The sequence below is a fragment of the Holospora undulata HU1 genome (assembly GCF_000388175.3).
In the GTDB taxonomy this organism is placed as follows: Bacteria; Pseudomonadota; Alphaproteobacteria; order Holosporales; family Holosporaceae; genus Holospora; species Holospora undulata_A.
Genome location: NZ_ARPM03000079.1, coordinates 1 through 20,936, shown reverse-complemented (window position 1 = coordinate 20,936; position 20,936 = coordinate 1). Strand labels below are relative to the sequence as shown.

11 protein-coding genes are annotated in these 20,936 nt (G+C 33.5%); 2 read left to right on the top strand and 9 right to left on the bottom strand.

The genetic code is table 11. The features are described from left to right. Positions 1-117: 117 nt before the first annotated feature. Positions 118-2,217, bottom strand: a complete 2,100-nt coding sequence (locus tag K737_RS01510; protein WP_006288112.1) for a hypothetical protein — start codon at positions 2,215-2,217, stop codon at positions 118-120. A 268-nt stretch (positions 2,218-2,485) separates the two neighbouring features. Next, entirely contained in the window at positions 2,486-8,491 is a 6,006-nt protein-coding gene (locus K737_RS01505) for a coiled-coil domain-containing protein (RefSeq protein WP_023492121.1), read from the bottom strand. A 183-nt stretch (positions 8,492-8,674) separates the two neighbouring features. Here K737_RS01505 and K737_RS01500 point away from each other — a divergent pair, with 183 nt between their 5' ends. After that, positions 8,675-8,977 (top strand): hypothetical protein, encoded by a 303-nt coding sequence (locus tag K737_RS01500; protein WP_006303658.1) that lies wholly within the window; start codon positions 8,675-8,677, stop codon positions 8,975-8,977. 149 nt (positions 8,978-9,126) lie between these two features. Here the strand turns inward: K737_RS01500 and K737_RS09920 are convergent, their stop codons facing one another. From K737_RS09920 to bioB, 7 genes are all read right to left on the bottom strand, one after another. Continuing rightward, positions 9,127-9,276, bottom strand: coding sequence for a hypothetical protein (locus K737_RS09920; protein ID WP_161630402.1), 150 nt, complete (start codon positions 9,274-9,276; stop codon positions 9,127-9,129). A gap of 70 nt (positions 9,277-9,346) precedes the next feature. Continuing rightward, positions 9,347-11,221: an ABC-F family ATP-binding cassette domain-containing protein gene (locus K737_RS01495; RefSeq protein WP_006303657.1), complete on the bottom strand. Its 1,875-nt coding sequence runs from the start codon at positions 11,219-11,221 to the stop codon at positions 9,347-9,349. Between the two features lie 92 nt (positions 11,222-11,313). Continuing rightward, positions 11,314-13,875 carry a leucine--tRNA ligase gene (leuS, locus tag K737_RS01490; protein WP_006303656.1) on the bottom strand — a complete coding sequence of 854 codons (2,562 nt, stop codon included), beginning with the start codon at positions 13,873-13,875 and terminating at the stop codon, positions 11,314-11,316. Between the two features lie 22 nt (positions 13,876-13,897). Continuing rightward, positions 13,898-14,458 carry a DUF3576 domain-containing protein gene (locus K737_RS01485; RefSeq protein ID WP_023492122.1) on the bottom strand — a complete coding sequence of 187 codons (561 nt, stop codon included), beginning with the start codon at positions 14,456-14,458 and terminating at the stop codon, positions 13,898-13,900. Positions 14,459-14,753: 295 nt separating this feature from the next. Next, on the bottom strand, positions 14,754-15,089 hold the full coding sequence (locus tag K737_RS01480) for an HIT domain-containing protein (protein WP_023492124.1): 336 nt from the start codon (positions 15,087-15,089) through the stop codon (positions 14,754-14,756). A gap of 202 nt (positions 15,090-15,291) precedes the next feature. Next, a complete protein-coding gene (secA, locus tag K737_RS01475; RefSeq protein WP_006303653.1) occupies positions 15,292-18,087 on the bottom strand; it encodes a preprotein translocase subunit SecA in 2,796 nt (931 codons plus the stop codon). A gap of 171 nt (positions 18,088-18,258) precedes the next feature. Beyond that, positions 18,259-19,248 (bottom strand): biotin synthase BioB, encoded by a 990-nt coding sequence (gene bioB, locus K737_RS01470; RefSeq protein WP_023492126.1) that lies wholly within the window; start codon positions 19,246-19,248, stop codon positions 18,259-18,261. Here bioB and K737_RS01465 point away from each other — a divergent pair. Next, complete coding sequence (locus K737_RS01465) at positions 19,236-20,399, top strand: aminotransferase class I/II-fold pyridoxal phosphate-dependent enzyme (RefSeq protein ID WP_006303649.1); 1,164 nt, start codon at positions 19,236-19,238, stop codon at positions 20,397-20,399. The two genes, bioB and K737_RS01465, sit on opposite strands and share 13 nt — an antisense overlap. Positions 20,400-20,936: the final 537 nt, after the last annotated feature.

Genomic DNA, 20,936 nt, shown 5'->3' with positions numbered 1-20,936 from the left:
TAATTTTTTACAAATTTTGTAAACAAAAGGATGTAAATAATTTTCCACCCAATTGTTCCATAATATCAATTCTGAATAAAAAAAGTTTGGATAAAAAATCCACTTCCTAAAAATTTTTTAAAAATAGCGAGTCTCCATGAAAGACTTTTTCTTCTGTGCATTGACATTGAAATTATTATTTTCAGGTAAAAGTTCATCCGGAACCCCCTTTGCAAGTTCTTTTGCAAAGTCAGGCGAAACATCCTTAAAAATGTTGCCGCCCATTTTTAAAAATTCTTTTGCTAAAAATTTCTCTCCTCCATATAAGGATTCTTTGAAGTTTGATGATTTCAATTCTTGAATAATTTCTCTATACACTTTTTTAAAAACAGCTTGCATAATTCTATTGAATTGCGGACTGTGTTTTATCTCTTCTCCTTTTATATTTATAATGTAACCAGAAATTTTTTGCAATGAATGTTCTATTTCTGGTTTTTGATCCTTCATTAACTCCATTACGTATTTTGTATATATATTACTTATGTCGTTTTCGACGATTTTTTCGAAATTTTTTGGTATTACCCCATGTATGTCTAAATTTTTTAAAATATCAATTAACGTATTTTCTGTATCTTTCCATGATTCATGGCGAGTTTCAATTTTTTTTATTTGTTTTATTTGTTCTAAAATTATACTTTCTAAAGTAGAATTCAACTTTTTAAACTCTTCAAAAGGTTGTATTATATTTTGTATCGACATTAATAATAATTTAAGATTCAACATATTATAAGTTGGAGCCATGAATAAATTTTTCCATTTTAAAGCGTTTCCAAATTTATTAACCATCAATTTACTTAATAGCATCCTTTTATCTTTAGATTCAAATAGAAATGAGAAATTATCTTCTTCTGAGAAAAATCCATGAAATAAGATATGGATGGATTGATATAAGTGTTCACTTAATTTTTTGTCTTTTTTTATTTGTTTTATTTCTTTTAAAACGAAAATCATGTAAATCTTTTTCAAATAATTTTGCAGTTTTAAGTCTTCTAAATTTTTTAATCGATAGAAGAAATTTTTTAACAGCACTTTTGCTTCGCTTGCATGAAAATAAGAGCTACCTTCTCTGGTTAAGACTTTCAAAGCAGAGGTTACGTCTGGGAGACTCCTATTGGTAAAATTTCCTAAAATTTTGTAAGGAACATTATCATTTTCTTTAGCAATCTTTTGGATACTTTCGGAAGATAGTTCATCCTGTTTTACTTCCTTTTCTAGTTGGGTTATGAATGCATCTTCCTCTTCAGGCAATTTTTGTGATTCAAATGGATCTTCCTCTTCAGGTAATTTTTGTAACTCAAATTCATTGCGATCTTTGTGAAATTCATTGTTTTCGCTTTTTACCCATCTTTTGTATTTTTCATCTATTTTTTTTACAAAATTACTATCACCAATTCTTTTCAAAAAAGATATGTTTTTTAAAAAATTCTTCTCATTTTCAGAATTAAATGGAAAGCTAGAAAAAAAATCATCGTATTTATTTTTTATAAAATTTTTAAAATTCTCCATATGCATTGGTAAAATAAAGTCAGATAATGATTCTTTATCATCATCCCATATGTTCTTAAAATCAGAATCTATCAACAAAAAGCTTAAGATTAAATTTGTCCACGATAACGGATAAGACAGAGAGAAAATAGCAGGAGGTATCTTTTTGTTGCTATAATCATCATCGTAATTTATTGCTATTTTTGAAAAAAAGTTTTGAAAATAAATACTTTTCAACTCTTTTATTAAGGTGACATCTTGAGTGCGATATTTAAGAGAATCGACACAATTCAATATGTTTACAAATACTTCTTTTATTTGTTTTTGAATTTTTTCACTTTTATCTTGAATTTCTTTTTTTTCTTGTTCACTTTCAGCATGTTCAATTTTAAGCAATCCTAAATCATTTACCAATTTTTTAAAAACTGGAACAAAAAAACTTAATAGCTTTGAATATATTAATGGCATAAACTTTTTGTTTTCCGCATAATTAATGTTATATGCCTCATCCATATGACTCATAGATTCTTGGGGAGTTTTAGCACTCTGAATTGCTTTTAAAATTTCCATAGTATCTTTCTCATTTTTATCCTTCTCATTAGTATCCTGCTCATTTGGCGGTGCATATCCTTGATGTGATACCAATGTAGCAATCAAAAATAAAAAAAGGTTTTTGTTAATTTTTTTAATCATTTTTATACTCTAAAAATCTGTAACTCATAATAAATTGTATAAAAAAAAATTAAAAATATCATAAATACGTAAAAAAATTTTGCAGATGGTAAGATAAAGACAATTTAGGGAATCAAGAAAAAACCTTTTCCTTTGGTTGCACATCCCGTGACGACACTGTCTAAAGGATGGATGGAAATATTCTCCATCCATTTTTTTCGCGCCTAGAAAAAATTCTCGACTACTGGTTCTAGTAACGTTTGGGATTGCGAAGATATGGCAAATATTCTTAAGGAACATATACGGGGTGAAAATATATTAGATCTCTTTCATGATGTTTTAAATTGCTTGGAAATTTTCCTGGAATATTGCGTCTAATAAATTCCGCGTATGCGTATGCTTCTTTTCTAGAATATTTTAAAAACCGATATAACTCATTAAAACCGTTTGATTTATTGTCAGTTCTCTCAAAAATATTTTTTCCAAAACCTTTCTCTAAATCAGAAAGATATTCAAAACTTATACAATATTTTTTGTATATTTTCTTAAAAGTATCTAGTATTCTTTTTTCAGATCCTGTTTTTATCAAAATGTCCATAAAATCTGGTCTATCAAAAAAAGGTTCTATAAGCAAACTAACAGCTGCGAAAAATACTCTTTGAGAGTTTTCTTCACGAATTTTCTGAGTGCTTTCAGTTTCATCTCTGCTCTCACAGGTTTCGCAATTTTTTGATTCTTCTGATAAAAAAGATGTAATTTTTTCAATATATCTATCCAGTCTCCGAGATTTTTCTTGTTCACTTGTATTAATTTTCATCATTCTACTGAAAAAAAATTGAGTCATTTTTTTATATAGAGATGGACTATTTTTTTTATACTCTTTGGATGATCTATATTCTGCTCCCACCCCACGATACATAGCTTTTATAGAATGCAATAATCTATCCATAAAAATTTTTCCCATTGCATTCTTCGAGGAAAAAAGCGCCGTCCTAAAATTTCCGAGCTGTTCTTCAACAAAAATATCTAAATTTTTTAATAGTTCTACCCCAGCATTAATTGGAGTATCGTCTTCGCATAAACTGTCTACCAATCCATAATAACTTCCCGAATCGCCAAGAGCTTTATTTTCAGCTTTGTTGATTGCCTCATCTCTTTCATCAATATATTTTGTACCTTTAAGTGCAGAAACGCTTTGAGAAAATTTTTCTTTAATATTTTTTACTGAAAAAAAACTAACTTTAGGAGCTTTTAATTTATTTACCCAATCTATAATATCGTCTCGAAAAGTCTGTTCTGCTCTTTGCACTCGTTTTGAAATAAATTTCTGCTGTTCAGCAGGTTTATTAATCGAAGCAGAACTTTTTTCATCAGATTGGGGAAAAGTATTATCGAAACCTTCAGGCCAGAAATCTTTTATAGAGTTACCCAAAAAATCACTTAGAACGTTAATTGATTCTTTCACCACTTGCTTAAAATTTAATGCGCCTTGAGAATTCTCTTTTTTCCATTTTTCTTCATTTTTTTGAATTAAGGGAATAATATGTTCTTTATATACCTTTTCAATAAATTTTTTAAGCACTGCACTTTTAGAAGCGGATAAATATGGTTTTTTTGTAAAATGGGAAGATGGTTTTGGAAATTCTGTTAGTGCCATAGAAACAACTTTTATTAGTGAATTTCTAATACCTTCTTTTTTTTTGTCCGTCAAAATATCTTTTAATATATCTAAATATTTTAGATATATACAAGAAAGCGGATCATAATTTTTTCTTCCCAATTTTCCAAAAATATTCTCTATTTCCCCTCCCCGATTTTTAAAAACATTAATTATCTTATTTTCTGTCTCGTCCAATAAAATTTCTAATTCTTTGAATGAACCAGAAAAATTTTGCATTTGTGTTAATTTTTGTATTATTTTTTCCAAACTATCGACAGCTGCAGAAGTTTCTAAAGAATCAGTTGATGCTGTTGATGAAGATCTTTTCAAAGCCTCCCCAATAACTGAAGAATCCTGTACAGAATCGGTTGATGCTGTTGATGCTGTTGATGAAGATCTTTTCAAAGCCCCCCCAATAACTGAAGAATCCTGTACAGAATCGGTTGATGCTGTTGATGCTGTTGATGAAGATCTTTTCAAAGCCCCCCCAATAACTGAAGAATCCTTTAGTTTGTCCTCAGGAAACGCAGAGCTGCTTGCCCACTTATTGTATTTTTCCATTAAAGCTTTTGCCAAAGAGCTTTCCCCGATATTTTCCACTAAATTTAAAGCTTTTAAAAAAATATGACTATTTTCTTGATTAAATGGAACACTAGATAAAAATTGATTATATTTTTCTTTTAAAAGCTCTCTAAAACGAAACATCTTAATATAGTTAGATAACGGATCATTCTTTGATAATGGTTCCAAATAAAACATAACATCATTCAACAACGTAACGTTTAATACCCAATTTGTCCACTGTAAGGGATAAGAGGAAGAAAAAATATTAGAAAGAAGAAAATCTTCTTTTCTTCCAAGATTATCAGAAAAATCATCTATAACTATTTTTACAAAAAATTCTTGAAAATAACTATGTCTCAAAATTTTTTTCAATTCTTGATCTTCTAGATAATTTGTTTTTAGATTTTTCAATGGAAAAACCACAACGTTAAGTAATTCATTCATTTTTTTTAAAATATTTTTTGGAGGGGAAAGGTCTGAAACCAAACCCAGGTCGCCTATTAATTTTTTGAAAAGTGGAACAGAAAAACTTAATACTTTTGAATATATCTCTGGTATAAATTCTTTATATTCAAAATAATTTTTCCTATTTTCGAACGCAAGATTTAATTGATCTATTGATTTTTCATAAGTTCTCGCTCTTCTAATCTGTTCAAGAATCTCCTGCTTTTTCTGATCGGAAAGAAAATTGTAAAACGATAAATTCTTTTTTTTATCTTCTTCTATTTTTTCCTCAAGTTCTTTCATTTTTTTTTCTTGATTTTTTAATTTATTTTCTTGATCTTTTATTTTGTTTTTTTGCTCTTTATTTTCGGGATTCAATAATACCAAGGTAGATTCAAATTCTTTTGCTATTATCTGCTGTACTTTTAAAACTTGTATACTCTCATTTAATTTTTTTTCTAGTATTTCATTCTTTTCTTTAAATTTTTCTTCTACTATTTTACGGCCTTCTTCTGATTTAATTTTATCTTTTTTTAACATATTCAAACGTTCTTCTAATTCTTTTTTATCTTTCAATAACTGATCTCTTTCTGTTAATACTTGCTCTAGCTGTTCTTTAGTTTGTTGAAGTATTTGTCCACCTGTGTTAACTTGTTCATTGAGTTGAGTAAGTATTTTTTCTTGATCTTCTATTTTTTCTTTTAATTCTTGATTCTCTTTATGCACAACGCTAAATTGTTCTTTAAAAATTATTTCTTGTTTATGTAACGCTTCTTTTAATAACTCAAAATTTTTCAGCACTTTTTCTTTTTCTTTTTTTAATGATGTGTTGTCATATTCTAATATTTGTATACTTTTACGGGATTTTTCAAGGATATTTTCCAATTCTAAATTTTTTTGAATTAATTTTTCCTGATATTTGCTTAAATGATCTGTTTTTTTTAATAAATGCGTTTTCTCGTCTTCTTTTTTTTGAATTATTTCTTTTATTTGAATCTCCTTTTTTTTATCGTTTTCTATTATTGCTTTTTTCATTTCTTCTTTAATTAATTCTAATTCTTGGTTTTTTAATTCTAATATTTCATTGTATGAATTTTTTTCAATTAATAAATCATCTTTTTCTTTTTGTAAATTCTGTATTTTTTCTGCTAACTCTACATTAGATTGTTGCATTTTTTGAAGTGTATGATCTTTCACTGCAAAATCTTTTTTTATATCAAGCAATATTTTTTTATTTTCGTCCTCCATTTGACTTATAATACTATGATAATGCTCGTCTTTTTGAGTCAACTTTTCTTCTTTTATTTTTATTTCTTTACTTAATTTTTCAATATCAAAACTTAGCGCTTTGCTTTCTTCATTTAGTTGTTTTATTTTTTCTTGATTTTTTCTATCACTCAGTTTCAACAGTTCTAATTGATTCAATTTTTCATCAGTCTCATCTTTTTTTATTTTCATTTCCGTTACAAGCGTTATTTGTGTTTTAAGATCGCTTTCTAGATCTTCTCTATTAATTTTTTCTCTCTTAAGTTCTTGTTCTGTAATTTGTAATTTATTTTTTAATGTTGTATTCATTTGATTGGTTTTTAAAAGTTCTTTCTTTAATTGGCTTTTTTCTTTTTCAATTTCTTGTTCTTTATTTGAAAATTCTTTTAATTTAATTTCTAATTCTTCCTTTTCTTTGTTTAATCTTTTAGCCAGATCTTGACTTTCAGAACTAGAGACTTTAAGAGAATCGATTTCTGACTTTAAATTTTTAAAATCTTCTAATAAAAGGTCCGAGTTTTTTCTTAATGTTTTAATCATTTTCAATAAACCCTCCTTATCATTTTTTAAATCTTTTGCTTGCTCTAGATAAATCTTGACTAACGATTCTAATTGATCATTACGATCTTCTAAACGCTTTGTGTGTTGTTCGCTAATAACTAGTTTTTTTTCTAGAAAACTAATATTTTGTTTTAATTTTTTAACATTCAAATTAATAGCATCTATTTCTTTGTTTTTTTCTTTAGTGATTTTTTTACTAGAATCTTCTTCATCTTCATTTGGATTTGATTGTTTTTCTATTTTCAATAATTCAATTTTTTTATTAACTAGTTCTATATTTTTTTCATTTTTTTCAATCTCTTGGGTAAATAATTGTGTAGTTTGTTCAATAACTGATTTTACTGCATTTTCAATTATATTTTTTTCATTTTTTAATTTATCTGGTTTTCCATTGTTTAACAAATATATCACGCTGTCAAAAGCATTTTTAATTTCTTCTTGTTGTTTTTCAAGGCTATTTTCGTCCCTTGATAATTTATTCCTCCCTATAAAAGAGGCCCTCGTCTCTAAAGTATTTTTTATTTTTTCTAAAATTTTATACGTTTGTTTTAAAAAATTAGATCTTACTCCTTCGATCTGAATTAATCGAGAAATAAACTGCCAATATTTTCCCTGTATAATATTTTTAGATCTTTCTATGTTGGTGCTCGCATTCTGGTTTTTGTGTTGTATAGAATTTCTTAATAAGGATCCCAGTTGGTTAGAAAAAGCTGTCTTAATGGTGCTAATATCTTCATTTGAAAATGATATATCTTCATTAGACTCTTGACTAAAAAATTTATCAAAAGAATTTAATTTCGACGATTTTAAATTTTTTTCTAATTGTCTTGCTAGTGTTTTTTTTTCATCAGCATTAAGGTTATCTCTGAGTATTTCTCTTAAGACAGAACAAATAAGTAAATTTATTAGATCATCCTGCTGTGGTTTGTACACAGGAAAGGAATTTTCAGAAAGTCTTAAAAACAACTCAAACATTTCTTTTTCTTCAGAGATATCTTTGCTTTTATGAAACTTGCTTTCTAAAATGTCATCAAATTTAATTTCAATTTTGTATTTATATCGAATTTCTTCTATGATTTCATTGAATGAAAGATCTTTTCTTTTTGAAAAAATTGACGAGAAGCACGAACACACAGCTTTGTCATGTAGCTCTGTTTTTTTTTGTTTTTTAAGATTAGATTCATAAATTTTTTCAATTTTTGAAAGGACTTTTATAGATAAAATAAGATTTTTTATCTTGCTACCTGATTTTGAATCGCCTTCTTCAAGAAAGCTTTTTTTTACTTTTTTACATTCTTTTTTAAAATCTTCAAACTCTTTTAAAATTTCTTTCGTATCTTGATCTTGATCTCTTACGTTAAGAAAATCAACAAAACTATTAAGATCAGATAAGAAATCCCCCTCACCTAATGTATCAAAAAAATCGAAAAACGCATCCTTATCTTGCAGACTTTTTTTAACTTTTTCATATTTCTTGTTTTCTTCTATTATTTTAAAAATATTCTTTTTTTCGTTTTTTATTTTTAATAGAATCTGTTCTATATCATCAGGAGTTTTTGCTTTTTCATTAATAATTTCTATTATTTCTTCCACTTTTTCATTTAAAGGTTCCTTAGGATTGTTTTTTCTCATAAGTTGTAGTGGATCCATCAAATCTTTTAAAAAAGGGTCTAAAGATGATTTTAGATCCTCCGGAATTGCAATTAGTCCATCTAAAAAAAAAGTATTTCCTTGATTAGGAGAAATAAAAAGCAGAGCAAGAACGAATAACAAAAGTTTTTTATCAATTTTTTTAATCATTGTTCTGGTTTAAAATATTACACAAGAAATTATATAAAAAAAAAATTAAGAATATCATAATATATTGGTCATACTTTTCTATACTTGCCTGTTTTCTGGGCAAGGTCGCATCCACTGTTCTAGTAATCGATGAAATAAAATACGTTCTATACCAAATCAAACCGAAAGTGTTGGACTAATGCGTTGAAAGTTGTCATTGACGCGCTCGACAAGATCCATGGCGATGTTGTTTCTGTTTTGGTCGAAAAAATGCAGCATACTCTTGAAAAACTCTTTGACAGAGACGAAAAATCGATTATTGCGCACATATTCATTCTTCGATGGGGCAGGGTTGGGGTTGGAAACAATGCACCTCAATTTCCCCTTTCTTTTGCTGCTTTTTGGGTGTCTTTGCTTGTAGGGGTCTTGATCCAAGATCAGGTGAATGTTAGGCGAATTTGGATAAGCGTCTTTCAGCTGATAAAAAAACGTCTTCAAGGTTTTTAAGAGACACCCCCGTAAGGCCCATGTGCAGTCACTCCCATCAAGGTACATGCGTGTGGCCGTCATGGCGCAATGAGGGTGCCTAACAGGTGATTTTCGTTACCATATGGGGGCACGTCATCACCAAACAGGATGGTCCGGCGGTGTTGTCATCACCTTTGCGGTCCCTTAATCCTATCTTCTACGCGTCGGTTCGTAACGCAACACGATCTCCTTCTTTCAGAAATATGATACGTATTTTTATTAAATCCCGTCATTCGATCTAGAATTTTTTTGCTAAACTGAAAGCAATGCAAAGCCATTGCCTCGCGCTATGATAAACGTCCGTAAATTCTATGGGCGTTGTTCACTTAGTTTTACTTGTCGTTTTGCTTAATTGAGGACGGGCCTTAGTAAGCAATCTTTTTCATCTTTGCTGCAAAGGCGAGATTCTTTTTCTGCAACGTTAATCCAGGCTTCTTCTTTTTCTTGAATTTTTTCTAAACACTCACAAAGCGTTTGACTCATGACAGAAAGCTGCTCTATTTGAGATGCGTTAAGTGGAAGAGGAGAGTTCCTTTGAAAATGCACCAACTGCTCTTCTAATCTCCTTTTTTGATCTAAAAGCTCTTCAATTTCCTGTAATCCATTTTCCAGTAAAAATTTTTCTCGATAAGATAATTTTTCTTTTTTCAAAGAAGAGCGCGCCGAAGCTTCAACACTAGAAGACTTTTCAGCACAAGGTTTTGACGATTTTTCTGGAATCTTAAAAAATGCATGGCGTTCTGACTCTGCTTGAAGATATTCACTAAAACTTCCAACAAACTCTCTAACCTTTCCTTGAGATTCAAAAACTAAAACGCTTGAAACCACATCATCCAGAAAATCCCGATCATGAGATACAATAATAATAGTTCCCGCATACTGCAATAAAAAATCTTTTAAAAAATCCAAAGTCTCAATATCAAGATCATTGGTAGGTTCATCTAAGATTAACAAATCAGGACTTTGAGATAATAGCTTTGCCAAACGCAAACGATTTCTTTCCCCCCCCGAAAGCATTTGAACAAGACAGTGAGCTTGTTCTGGAGAAAATAAAAACTCTTTTAAATACGCAACCACATGACGCTGCTTTCCCTGAACGTCTACATAGTCTGACCCTTGAGAACACAAAAAACGTTTGACCGAAAAAGAAAGCTCTTCTATAGGCTGATTTTGCTTAAACATGCTCCAATGAAGCGTAGAAGCAGTTTTTAATATTCCTTCGCTAGGCGTTATTTCTTTGGTAAGAACACGAATTAATGTGCTCTTTCCACATCCATTTGGCCCTATAATTCCTATACGGTCACCTTTCAGCAAGCGAAAATTGAGCTCCTTGAACAACCCCCTGCCCTCTGGTAACGTATACCCCAAATTCCAGCCTTCCATTAATTGTCGTGTAAGGCCTACATCATCTTGGCGAGACGGTACCATTTTTTGCTGATTTTTACTGAAATTTGCTTTTTGCGCGCGCAGCTCTTTAAGACGGGATAAGCGCCCCTCATTTCGTCGTCGTCGCGCAGTCACACCACGAGCCAACCAGCGCAATTCTTGAGCTAATTTTACATCTAAACGAGACTGAATACGAATTTGTTCTTGCAAAAAAGTTTCCTGCCACGTTTCAAACCCCTCAAATCCCACGGGGGCTGACCTTAGTTTTCCTTGATGAAGCCACAACGTCCGTTGCGTAACGTTTTTTAAAAACTTTCGATCATGAGCAACAATAATAAATGCCTGCTTGGATTTTAAAATCCACGATTCTAGCCACTCAATACCCACGATATCTAAATGATTGGTGGGCTCATCCAATATAATTAAATCTGACGGAATTAACAAAGTTCTTGCAATATATGCTCGCCTTAATTCCCCTCCTGACAGCTGAGAAAGCTTTTGTTTAGGATCTAAGTTTAAAGTTAATAAAAGTTCCTCTGCCTGAAACGCCAAGTGAGGCGCTTTCAAGACTTCGTGCAAAAAGGTTTCTACGGAACATTCCGGAACATTTTTATGATTTTGACACAGATATGCAATAGACAATCCAGGTTTTGGGATATAAACCCCTTCCTCAATATCAAGTTCTTGAGCAAGAACTCTTAAAAGAGTGGACTTTCCACACCCATTGCGCCCTACTAGAGCAATTTTTTCTCCAGCATAAATGTGCACAGTTTCTTTAGACAGTATAACCTTCTTATGAACATGTAACGCAGCATCTTTAAGAGTTAAAATATTCATACAATATTTCCTTTTCTTTTATTCAAGACTACGGCTTTACACTCTTTCAACTGAATGCATCCAAAAAAAAACTTCAACATATCTTTCCTATTTTACACAACAATACTTACAATTTTATGAGGAATAATAATGACACGGTGCATTTCTTTTCCGTTTAACACTGCTTGAAACTTTGGAACTTTTAAAACTTTTTTTAGTATTTCCGCTTCATCTTCATGAATAGAAACTTCAATCGTTCCCTTTGATTTTCCATTAATTTGAACAGCCAACGTAACCACTTCATCTTGAAGCAAGGCTTCTTCATAAGATGGCCATTTGACAGAATGGATAAACACACCAGGGTTTATATGGTTATACAGCTCTTGAGCTAAATGAGGCATAACAGGAGCCATCATAGAAATAAAAGCTAAAACCGCTTCTTTTAAGGCCCAGGAAGAAGAATCATCATCTTTTTGAAAATCATTTTGAAAATCTTGAATTGCATTCCCTAACTCTCGCAACAACGTAATATACTTATTCAGATGATACCCTTTGATGGCACGTTCAATAAAACAAATGCTGCGGTGTGTGGTTCTTCTTAAGTTTTTAGCAATCAAAGAAAAATTTTTAGGCTTTTTTAGATGATCATGAAAAGAAATTTTATTCTGAGTTTCCGAAAAAACATTCCAGAATCGGTGAACACATCTCCAACATCCTTCAATCCCCTCAATACTCCATTCCAAATCTTTTTCTGGGGGGGTGTCTGAAAGCATAAAAAGCCGCAAAGTATCTGCTCCGTAAGTCTTTATCATATGATCTACACTTACTACATTGCTCTTAGATTTGCTCATTTTTTCGCTGCGCCCCACCGTTACTGGGCTTCTATCACTAGAGCGACAATAAGAACCATCTTCCTGTTTTTCTATCTCTTCAGGGTAAAGATAGCTTCCATCTTGGGCTGTGTACGTTTTATGACACACCATCCCTTGAGTAAATAGTCTTTGAAAAGGTTCTTCAATATCCCAATATCCACAAGCTTTTAAAGCTCTTGAAAAAAACCGCGCATACAAAAGGTGTAAAATTGCATGCTCTACTCCGCCAATATAGTGATCAACTGGCATCCATGTCTCGATGGATTCTTTAGAAAAGGGTTCTTGAGTATTATGTGCATCGCAAAATCTTGCAAAATACCAAGATGATTCTACAAAGGTATCAAATGTATCTGTTTCTCTTTGTGCTTGCGCTTGACAAGAAGGACAAAGAACGTGCTTCCACGTTGGGTGTGCAGCAAGAGGATTTCCCTTTCCTTCAAACATCACATCTTCTGGTAAAATCACGGGTAAATCTTTTAGTGGAACAGGAACTATTCCACAAGAAGGACAATGAATAACAGGAATAGGCACGCCCCAATATCTTTGCCTGCTGACACACCAATCTTTTAATCGATACACCGTTTGAGGATGTCCAAAACTTTGCTTACTTAACGCTCTTAACATGGAATGATGCGCTTCGGAAACTGTCATCCCATTCAAAAATTCTGAATCCACCATGCGCCCATCACTTTGAAAAGGAACCGTTTGCGCTTCAAATGGGCGAATCACAGAAGTTACCGAAAGTCCGTAGCGTCTAGAGAACTCAAAATCCCGCGCATCATGGGCAGGACATCCAAAAATCGCACCAGTTCCGTAATGTCCTTGAACATAGTTTGTAATGTAAATTGGAATCCGATTTTGCCCTAAAAAGGGATGCTTTCCATAATATCCAGAAAAAACTCCCTCTTTTTCTTCAGTTTCTGCTGTGCGAGTAGAGGTATCTTTACAATTTTGCTTTTTTAAAAATTCTGCGATTTTTGGATTTTCTTTTTCCCAAAGTACCGCTAGAGGATGCTGAATAGAAAGAGCAAAAAATGTTGCACCAAACAATAATTCAGGGGTAGTGGTGAATGTCGTAAACGTTAAGGGAGTATCCCAGACACCAAACTGGATACACGCACCTTGCGATTTTCCAATCCATTGTTCTTGCATGCGCTTTACGTGCTCAGGCCATTGGGTGAGCTGCTGCAATCCTTCCAATAACTCTTCTGCAAAATCAGTAATCTTGAAAAACCACTGATCAAGAAGGCGCTTTTCTACTAATGCTCCAGAACGCCACCCTCTTCCTTGAATAACCTGTTCATTGGCCAGAACTGAATGATCTACCGGGTCCCAATTAACCTCTGCCTGCTTGCGATAAGCGATTCCCTGTTCATAAAATTTAAGAAACATTTTTTGTTCATGAACATAGTAAGATGGATCGCAAGAAAAAAGCTCTCTAGACCACTGCAATGATAGCCCCAACGCTTGAAGTTGTTGACGCATATTTTCTGCGTTACGATATGTCCAGTCTTTTGGATCTACTTTTTGCTTTAAAGCAGCGGTTTCTGCAGGAAGCCCACAAGCATCCCACCCCATGGGATGCAACACGCTGTACCCTTTTTGCTGAAAAAAACGTGCAATAACGTCTCCTAATGCGTAATTTCTTACATGACCTACATGTAACTGCCCAGAAGGATAAGGAAACATTTCTAAAACGTACATTTTTTTAGAATGATCGCAAGGTTCAAAGGCATTACTTTCTTGCCAAATTTTTTGCCATTTTTTCTCACAAGATAATGGAGAATAATTGTGGTGATTCATACGGACACTCCTTCTTTAAAGATTATTTATTTTGAACAGCGTAATCGCGAGCATGCAGTAAAATACTGCGCTTAATTTTCTGCTCTAATTCTAACGAAGTTGGAATAATGATCCATTGCTCCTGTTTTAAAACTTGATGGAGAACAGTAACAGATAATGCCTCCACACGAATTTCTTGGCAAGGAATAATACAAACTTTCACTTGAAGACGATGATTGGGAAGATCTTTTGGAATATACCAATGCGTTTGTAAAAATCCACGCTCTGGATCGAAAATTTCCAAAGGAATTCGCGCCAATGCTTTTAAGGCACCATACCACAAAGCAAAAGCTTTTTTAAAGGGTTCTGACTTTTTTTCTGTTAGCTCTAAGGGGCTGGGGAACAAAGGTTTCATGTTGTCATAAGTTTTTAACTGTCGTTCGGTAGGAAGGCCAACTTTTTCTGAACTTCTTAATTCCTGACACCCTAAAAACAAAAAAAAAGCAGTTGATACGACGATGCTAAAGACTATTTTCAAAAACTGACCTTCTAAAGTTCTCCAAGTTTCTATCTCAAAAATCAAAAACCGCATATTAATACACATAAAAAAATCAATACTACATTAGCAATCTTTTCTGGCAAGATCAAGAGAAATTTCATAAATAAAAATAGAGCCAATTTTTGTAGTTTTCTTTCATTAATTTCATCTTACTAGGCGCCTTGTATAAAACGACATCACCAAAACTCCAGGCTCTAAACTACTTTTTGCAAGCTATTCTTCATTTAAAGCGTCAATGAAAAACGATACCAAAACAAAAAAGTATTAAAAGAACCCCAAGGATACTTGACTTTATTCGCTTGTTTTTAAAAATACCCCACCCCATACTAACCCCCTACTCTTATTTTGCCCCTAAAATATGAAGATGAAAATGCGGCACTTCTTGATGACCATAATTTCCTTGATTCGTTATAGCACGAAACCCGTTTTTTTCAAGTCCAAGAAGCTCCACAACCTCAACTATTCCTTTTTGAAAGGATAAAATTTCTTCAGTAGAGGCGTTCTTATAAAACTCCAAAGCATTTAGGTATTCCCCTTTAGGTATCAACAAAACATGCACAGGAGCTTTAGGAGAAACGTCTTTAAAACATAAGGTGTAGGAATCTTCCCAAACTTTTTGGCAAGGGATAATCCCTTGAACGATCTTAAGAAAAACATTCAATTCAGACATAAACATACAGTTACTGAAAGATCTATTCATTGTAGTTAATTCTTTTAACAAACACAATACCGTAAAAATAAATTAACTATTACAAAAAACGCGTAAATATAAACTAAAAAAACGCTAAACAAATATCGTTATTCTTTCCTTAACAACCAAAAAGAGCCTCCCCCTGCCCTTTTTGAAGTGCTAAATGCTGATTTTTTAAAAATAAACTTTACAAGAACGCATCTTCTTCCATACTTCCATGACAATGCTTGTACCGTCTTCCAGATTGACATGGGCACGGAGAATTTCTAGAAACAGAAGAATAGTCAGGAGCTTGATCTTTCGTATTACCAATATCTAGATCTGGCTTTTCATCATCTTGCTCTACTTTTTTTCTTGTTTCTTTAGGGCTTATTTCTTCAGGAGAGTGTTCAAAATAAAAATTATCTAAATCTTTTTCCTCTGCTCCTTCTATCAGTTCATCTTTTTCATCCATATCATCATCGTACATACTGTTCCATTTTTCCAAAAGCTTTGATGGATCTATATTGTAAAACTGAGTCAAAGATCTTTCTTGCCATTCCAGAATCATATGTTTAAATAATGTAAAAGACTCTTTTTTATACTCATTTAAAGGATCTTTTTGGCCATAAGAACGTAAGTGAATCCCTTCTCTTAAATGGGACATGACGTTTAAGTGTTTCGTCCACTCTTGATCTAAAGTCTGCAGCAAAATGTTTTGCACCATATACTGAACCAACTCTGTATCTAATATTTCTGTCTGCTTCTGGTAGGCATGTTCAATGCACGACAGAATTCTTTCTTCCAAAATATCTGGAGATAAGACTTCTTGTTCTATCCACTGCTGAATATCCACCTCTATTTGAAATACTCGCTTTATGCTTTCTTTCAAAGTTGATATTTCCCAAAAATCAGGTAACTTTTTAGGATCTGTATAGTAAGAAATAAAATTGTGAACTAACGCTTCTTGTGTATCTTGAAATACCTCTAGCGCTTTTTCTCTTAACAAATCATTTCTTGTTTCATAAATAACTTTTCTGTGTTCGTTTAGTACTTGAGCATACCTTAACAATTGTTTGCGTCGTTCAAAATGCTGTGCTTCCACCCTTCCTTGAGCTTTTTCTATATTACGTGTCAGCCACGGATGTGTAACAGGAACGCTGTCATCTTGGTTGTCTTTCAAGAAAGACCGCTTGACAAACTCAATATTAGACCCAAACACCCGCATTAAGTCATCTTCAAGACTAATAAAAAATTTAGAAGTTCCTGGATCTCCTTGCCGTCCAGAGCGTCCTCTTAACTGATTGTCGATACGACGACTTTCATGACGCTCAGTTCCTACGATATATAATCCCCCTGCCTGAATAGCTATTTCTTTTCGTTCTTGAACTTTTTCTCTAACTTCTTGCTCTATACGATGAATTACTTCCTGATCTTCTATATTTTTTAAAAGAAGTGCAAGCTCACTTCCTATTGCTCCCCCCAATTGAATATCTGTTCCGCGTCCTGCCATATTGGTTGCAATGGTCACTGCTCCCGGAAGCCCTGCTCTTTCAATAATTGCCGCTTCCTGTTCGTGATGACGGGCGTTTAAAACATGATGAGGAATGCCTGCTTGTTTAAAAGCATTTGAAAAAATCTCACTTTTTTCAATACTAGAAGTTCCCACCAAAACAGGTTGCTGACGTTGACGACATTCATTCACGAGTTGAACCACTGCTTTTATCTTTCCTGAAAAAGTTGCAAAAATTTCATCATCCAAATCGTTTCGGCGTACTGAACGATGCGTAGGAATGCACACCACAGGCAAACTATACGTTTCTTGAAATTCCGCAGATTCAGTCATTGCAGTTCCTGTCATTCCTGCAAGCTTCTTATACATCAAAAAATAATTTTGGAAGGTAATAGAAGCCAAAGTTTGATTCTCAGGTTCGATTTCTACGCCCTCTTTTGCCTCTAGCGCTTGGTGCAACCCATCTGAATACCTGCTTCCTTTTTTCATACGTCCAGTAAATTCATCGATAATAATTACTTCTTCATTATGCACAATGTAGTCTATGTTTTTTTCAAACATGAATCGAGCTTTAAGCGCCTGATTTAAATGATGAACGAGCATCGTGTTCTTGGCATCAAATAATGTTGCTTCTTGAACAATATTAGATTCCTGTATCAAGTGTTCAACGGTTTTCCATCCTTGTTCTGTAAAAGAAATATTTTTTTGTTTTTCGTCTTTTTCGTAATGTTCGGGTAAAAGTTTTGCTACCACTTGATCAATAACTTGATATAATTGCGAGGAATCTTCTGAAGGTCCTGAAATAATTAAAGGAGTCCTCGCTTCGTCGATAAGAATACTATCAACCTCGTCGATAATAGCAAAGTGATGCCCACGCTGCACTTGATCTTCTAAGCGAGTTTTCATGTTATCTCGTAAAAAATCAAAACCGAACTCATTGTTAGTGCCGTAAGTAATATCGCATCGATACGCCTGGGGTTTTTCATAAGAAGGCATATCGCTTGTCACACACCCAACAGACAACCCTAAAAAACTATACAAAGGACGCAATGTAGAAGCATCACGGTTGGCTAAATAATCGTTAACTGTAACAATGTGAACTCCTTCTTCTGTAAGAGCATTTAAATAAACAGGAGCAGTGGAAGCCAAAGTTTTTCCCTCTCCCGTTTTCATTTCCGCAATCATTCCCTTGTGAAGAGCTGCCCCCCCCAAAAGCTGGACATCAAAATGACGCATTCCCAAAGTTCTTACTGAAGCTTCACGAACAACCGCAAATGCCTCACAAAGAAGACTATCCAAGGATGCCCCTTCTTGAAGACGATTTTTAAATTCTTTAGTCTTTTGCTGAAGCGCCTCATTACTAAGCGCCTTCATTTGAGCTTCTAGAGCATTAATATCAGCAACAATTTTATGTAAACTTTGAAGAATTTTTAAACTTCTATGATTTTTTTTAAAAAAATTTATAAATTGTTGATGTAAGGTTTTCCACATTCTCTTAATCCTCTACTTTCTCAAAAGACTACTTTGCCGCACACATGTTCATTATTATGCCATACATATGCTTTAAAAACCAATGCGATGCCTTAAAAAACTTAACATCTGAACTGCTCCTTTTCTATTTTTTACAGAGCACTTTTTAATTAAGGTACGTTTTTTCCAACGCTAAGAAAAATTTTCCGCAGAAATTCCAAGACGCTTTAACAAATTTAGATCTTTTTCCGGTTTAGGATTGGCAGCGGTTAAGAGCGTTTCCCCATAAAATATAGAGTTAACTCCCGCCATAAAACACAACGCTTGAAGTTCGTCAGACATGTTTTCACGACCAGCTGAAAGGCGGATATAAGACCTGGGCATTAAACATCGTGCCACTGCAACAATACGAACAAAATCAAATCCATCCACGGCCTGACGGTCTGCAAGCGGAGTCCCTGGGATAGGAATCAATTGATTTATAGGAACAGATTCTGGAGGTGGAGCTAAATTAGCCAAGAGAACAAGCATTCTTAATCGATCCTCATTACTTTCTCCCATTCCAATAATTCCCCCGCAGCATACTTTAATTCCAACCTTTCGCACAACTTCTAACGTATTTAATCGATCTTGGAAGGTCCGAGTTGTGATAACCTTATCGTAAAACTCTACGGACGTATCGATATTATGATTGTAAAAATCTAATCCGGCTTGTTTTAATTGTAAGGCTTGATCCTCCTTTAGCATTCCCAAAGTAACACAGGTTTCCATTCCTTGCTTTTTTACTGCACGAACCATTTCACACACTCGATCAAGATCTTGAGTTTTTGGTTCACGCCAAGCAGCTCCCATACAAAAGCGCGTTGCCCCTGCCTCTTTTGCACGCCTTGCAGCCACCACTACTTTTTCAAGATCCATCAGTGGAGATGCCTTAACCCCCGTCCTATAGCGCGCAGATTGGGGACAATAGGCACAATTTTCTGAACATCCCCCTGTTTTGATGCTTAAAAGCGTGCTAATCTGCACAGTGCTAGAAGAAAAATTTTTTCTATGAAGCTGTTGTGCTTCGTATAAAAGTTCCAAAAAAGGCTTAAAGAAAAGCCCTTGCGCTTGTTCTAATGTAAAGCAGGACAAAGAAGATTTTTCACAAGAACCTTTGCAGGCAGAAAATGTACACTCCATATCAAGACTACATTCACACACTAAATAACACGCTGAAGTATCGCAAATTACCGATTTTTCGTCAAGAAAAATTTTCTTCTGTTTTAGACTTTTCCAATAATGATTATTTAGGATTAAGCCAACACCCGAAAATTTTAAAAGAAGCCATCAACGCAATACAGATCTATGGGATGGGGGCAAAATCCTCTAGAATTTCTTCTATATACCATCCTTTTTGCGATCAACTTGAAACACAAATCGCTTTAGATAAAAAAACAGAAGCGGCATTGTTTTTTTCTTCAGGATTTCAAGCTAATTTCAGTGTTTTATCAGCAATTTTAGATCGTGGAATATTAGGGGGCTGCCCAGTTGTGTTTTCTGATCGATTAAATCATGCCAGTATTTATCAAGCTTTACTATTCAGTCAGTGTGAATGGGTGCGATATCGTCATCTAGACACAAAACATCTTCAATGTTTATTAGAAAAATATGCCAAAGACTCTAGACCTAAATTTATAGTAACAGAAACAGTTTTTGGAATGGATGGAGACACAGCCCCCCTAAAAGACATCCATGCACTAGCGTTAAAATACAAGACTTTTGTATATTTAGACGAAGCTCACGCAACAGGACTTTTTGGTATTAACGGATATGGATGTTCTACCTTGCAAGATTGGAGCCAAGTTCCTCACATCATTATGGGCACATTCAGCAAAGCTTTGGGGGGAAGTGGCGCATACATTGCGTGCAGCAAGATACTAAAAGAATATTTGATTAACAAGGCTCAAGGATTTATTTACTCTACAGCCCCCTCTCCTTGCGTTGTGGCAGCGGCACTTCGAGCGTGGAACTTGATCAAAACAATGAACAAAGAGCGCCTTCACCTGAAATCTCTTGGTGAAAGTTTTAGAAAAATGCTAACCGAACAAGGAGAAGATATTGGATCAAGTACAACGCACATTATTCCCATCATCTTGAAAAACGAAGAAAGCGTTATGGAAATTCAACATTACCTTGGCTTTAAACATATTTATATTTCTGGAATTCGCCCCCCTACAGTCCCCCCAAATCAAGCACGTTTGCGTATTGGATTGAAAGCCCTTCATACCCAAGAAGATCTTCTTCGGTTCATGCAGGAATGGAAAAAATTAAGGGAAAATCGTATTTATTAATCATTAACTGTTCAGTCCCAACACCATATATTGGATTGTGATCAAACTCTTTAAGAAAGATATCAAAGGGAGTTTGATATCTCAATGAGTTAAGTTTACGTCGATGATTAATAATATAAAACAAAAGTTATCAAATTCTTTTTAAGTTTTTCCAATTACTGATAATATATGTTTTTGTTGTATATTGTTTGATCATTCTGTTTGTACCCTCCACCTGTCCATTGGTCCAAGGATGTCTAAATTGTGTAAGCCTATGCTCAAGTTTATAAGCTTTACACGTTGCATCAAAAGGATGGGGGGGGGTGGGACAAAGATGCTCAGCTAGAAGCGCATAGGTAAATTGAGCACCATTATCAGTCCGGATCTTAGTAATTTTAAATGGACAATGCTCAATAAGATTTCTTAAAAACATTGTAGAGATACTCATTCTGAATGAAATTGTTTACAAGTTTAATAATTTTTCTTATGCAAAGATTTCTGAAAGAAGAAGATCGTGTTGCGTTAAGAACGCAGCATCGGAAAGAAAAGAACCGACGC

Bases quoted from the DNA above. Each gene is read 5' to 3' on its own strand.
- K737_RS01510 (WP_006288112.1), bottom strand. From the start codon at position 2,217: ATGATTAAAAAAATTAACAAAAACCTTTTTTTATTTTTGATTGCTACA.
- K737_RS01505 (WP_023492121.1), bottom strand. From the start codon at position 8,491: ATGATTAAAAAAATTGATAAAAAACTTTTGTTATTCGTTCTTGCTCTG.
- K737_RS09920 (WP_161630402.1), bottom strand. From the start codon at position 9,276: ATGGCTTTGCATTGCTTTCAGTTTAGCAAAAAAATTCTAGATCGAATG.
- K737_RS01495 (WP_006303657.1), bottom strand. From the start codon at position 11,221: ATGAATATTTTAACTCTTAAAGATGCTGCGTTACATGTTCATAAGAAG.
- leuS (WP_006303656.1), bottom strand. From the start codon at position 13,875: ATGAATCACCACAATTATTCTCCATTATCTTGTGAGAAAAAATGGCAA.
- K737_RS01485 (WP_023492122.1), bottom strand. From the start codon at position 14,458: ATGTGTATTAATATGCGGTTTTTGATTTTTGAGATAGAAACTTGGAGA.
- K737_RS01480 (WP_023492124.1), bottom strand. From the start codon at position 15,089: ATGTTTATGTCTGAATTGAATGTTTTTCTTAAGATCGTTCAAGGGATT.
- secA (WP_006303653.1), bottom strand. From the start codon at position 18,087: ATGTGGAAAACCTTACATCAACAATTTATAAATTTTTTTAAAAAAAAT.
- K737_RS01465 (WP_006303649.1), top strand. From the start codon at position 19,236: ATGTACACTCCATATCAAGACTACATTCACACACTAAATAACACGCTG.
- bioB (WP_023492126.1), bottom strand. From the start codon at position 19,248: ATGGAGTGTACATTTTCTGCCTGCAAAGGTTCTTGTGAAAAATCTTCT.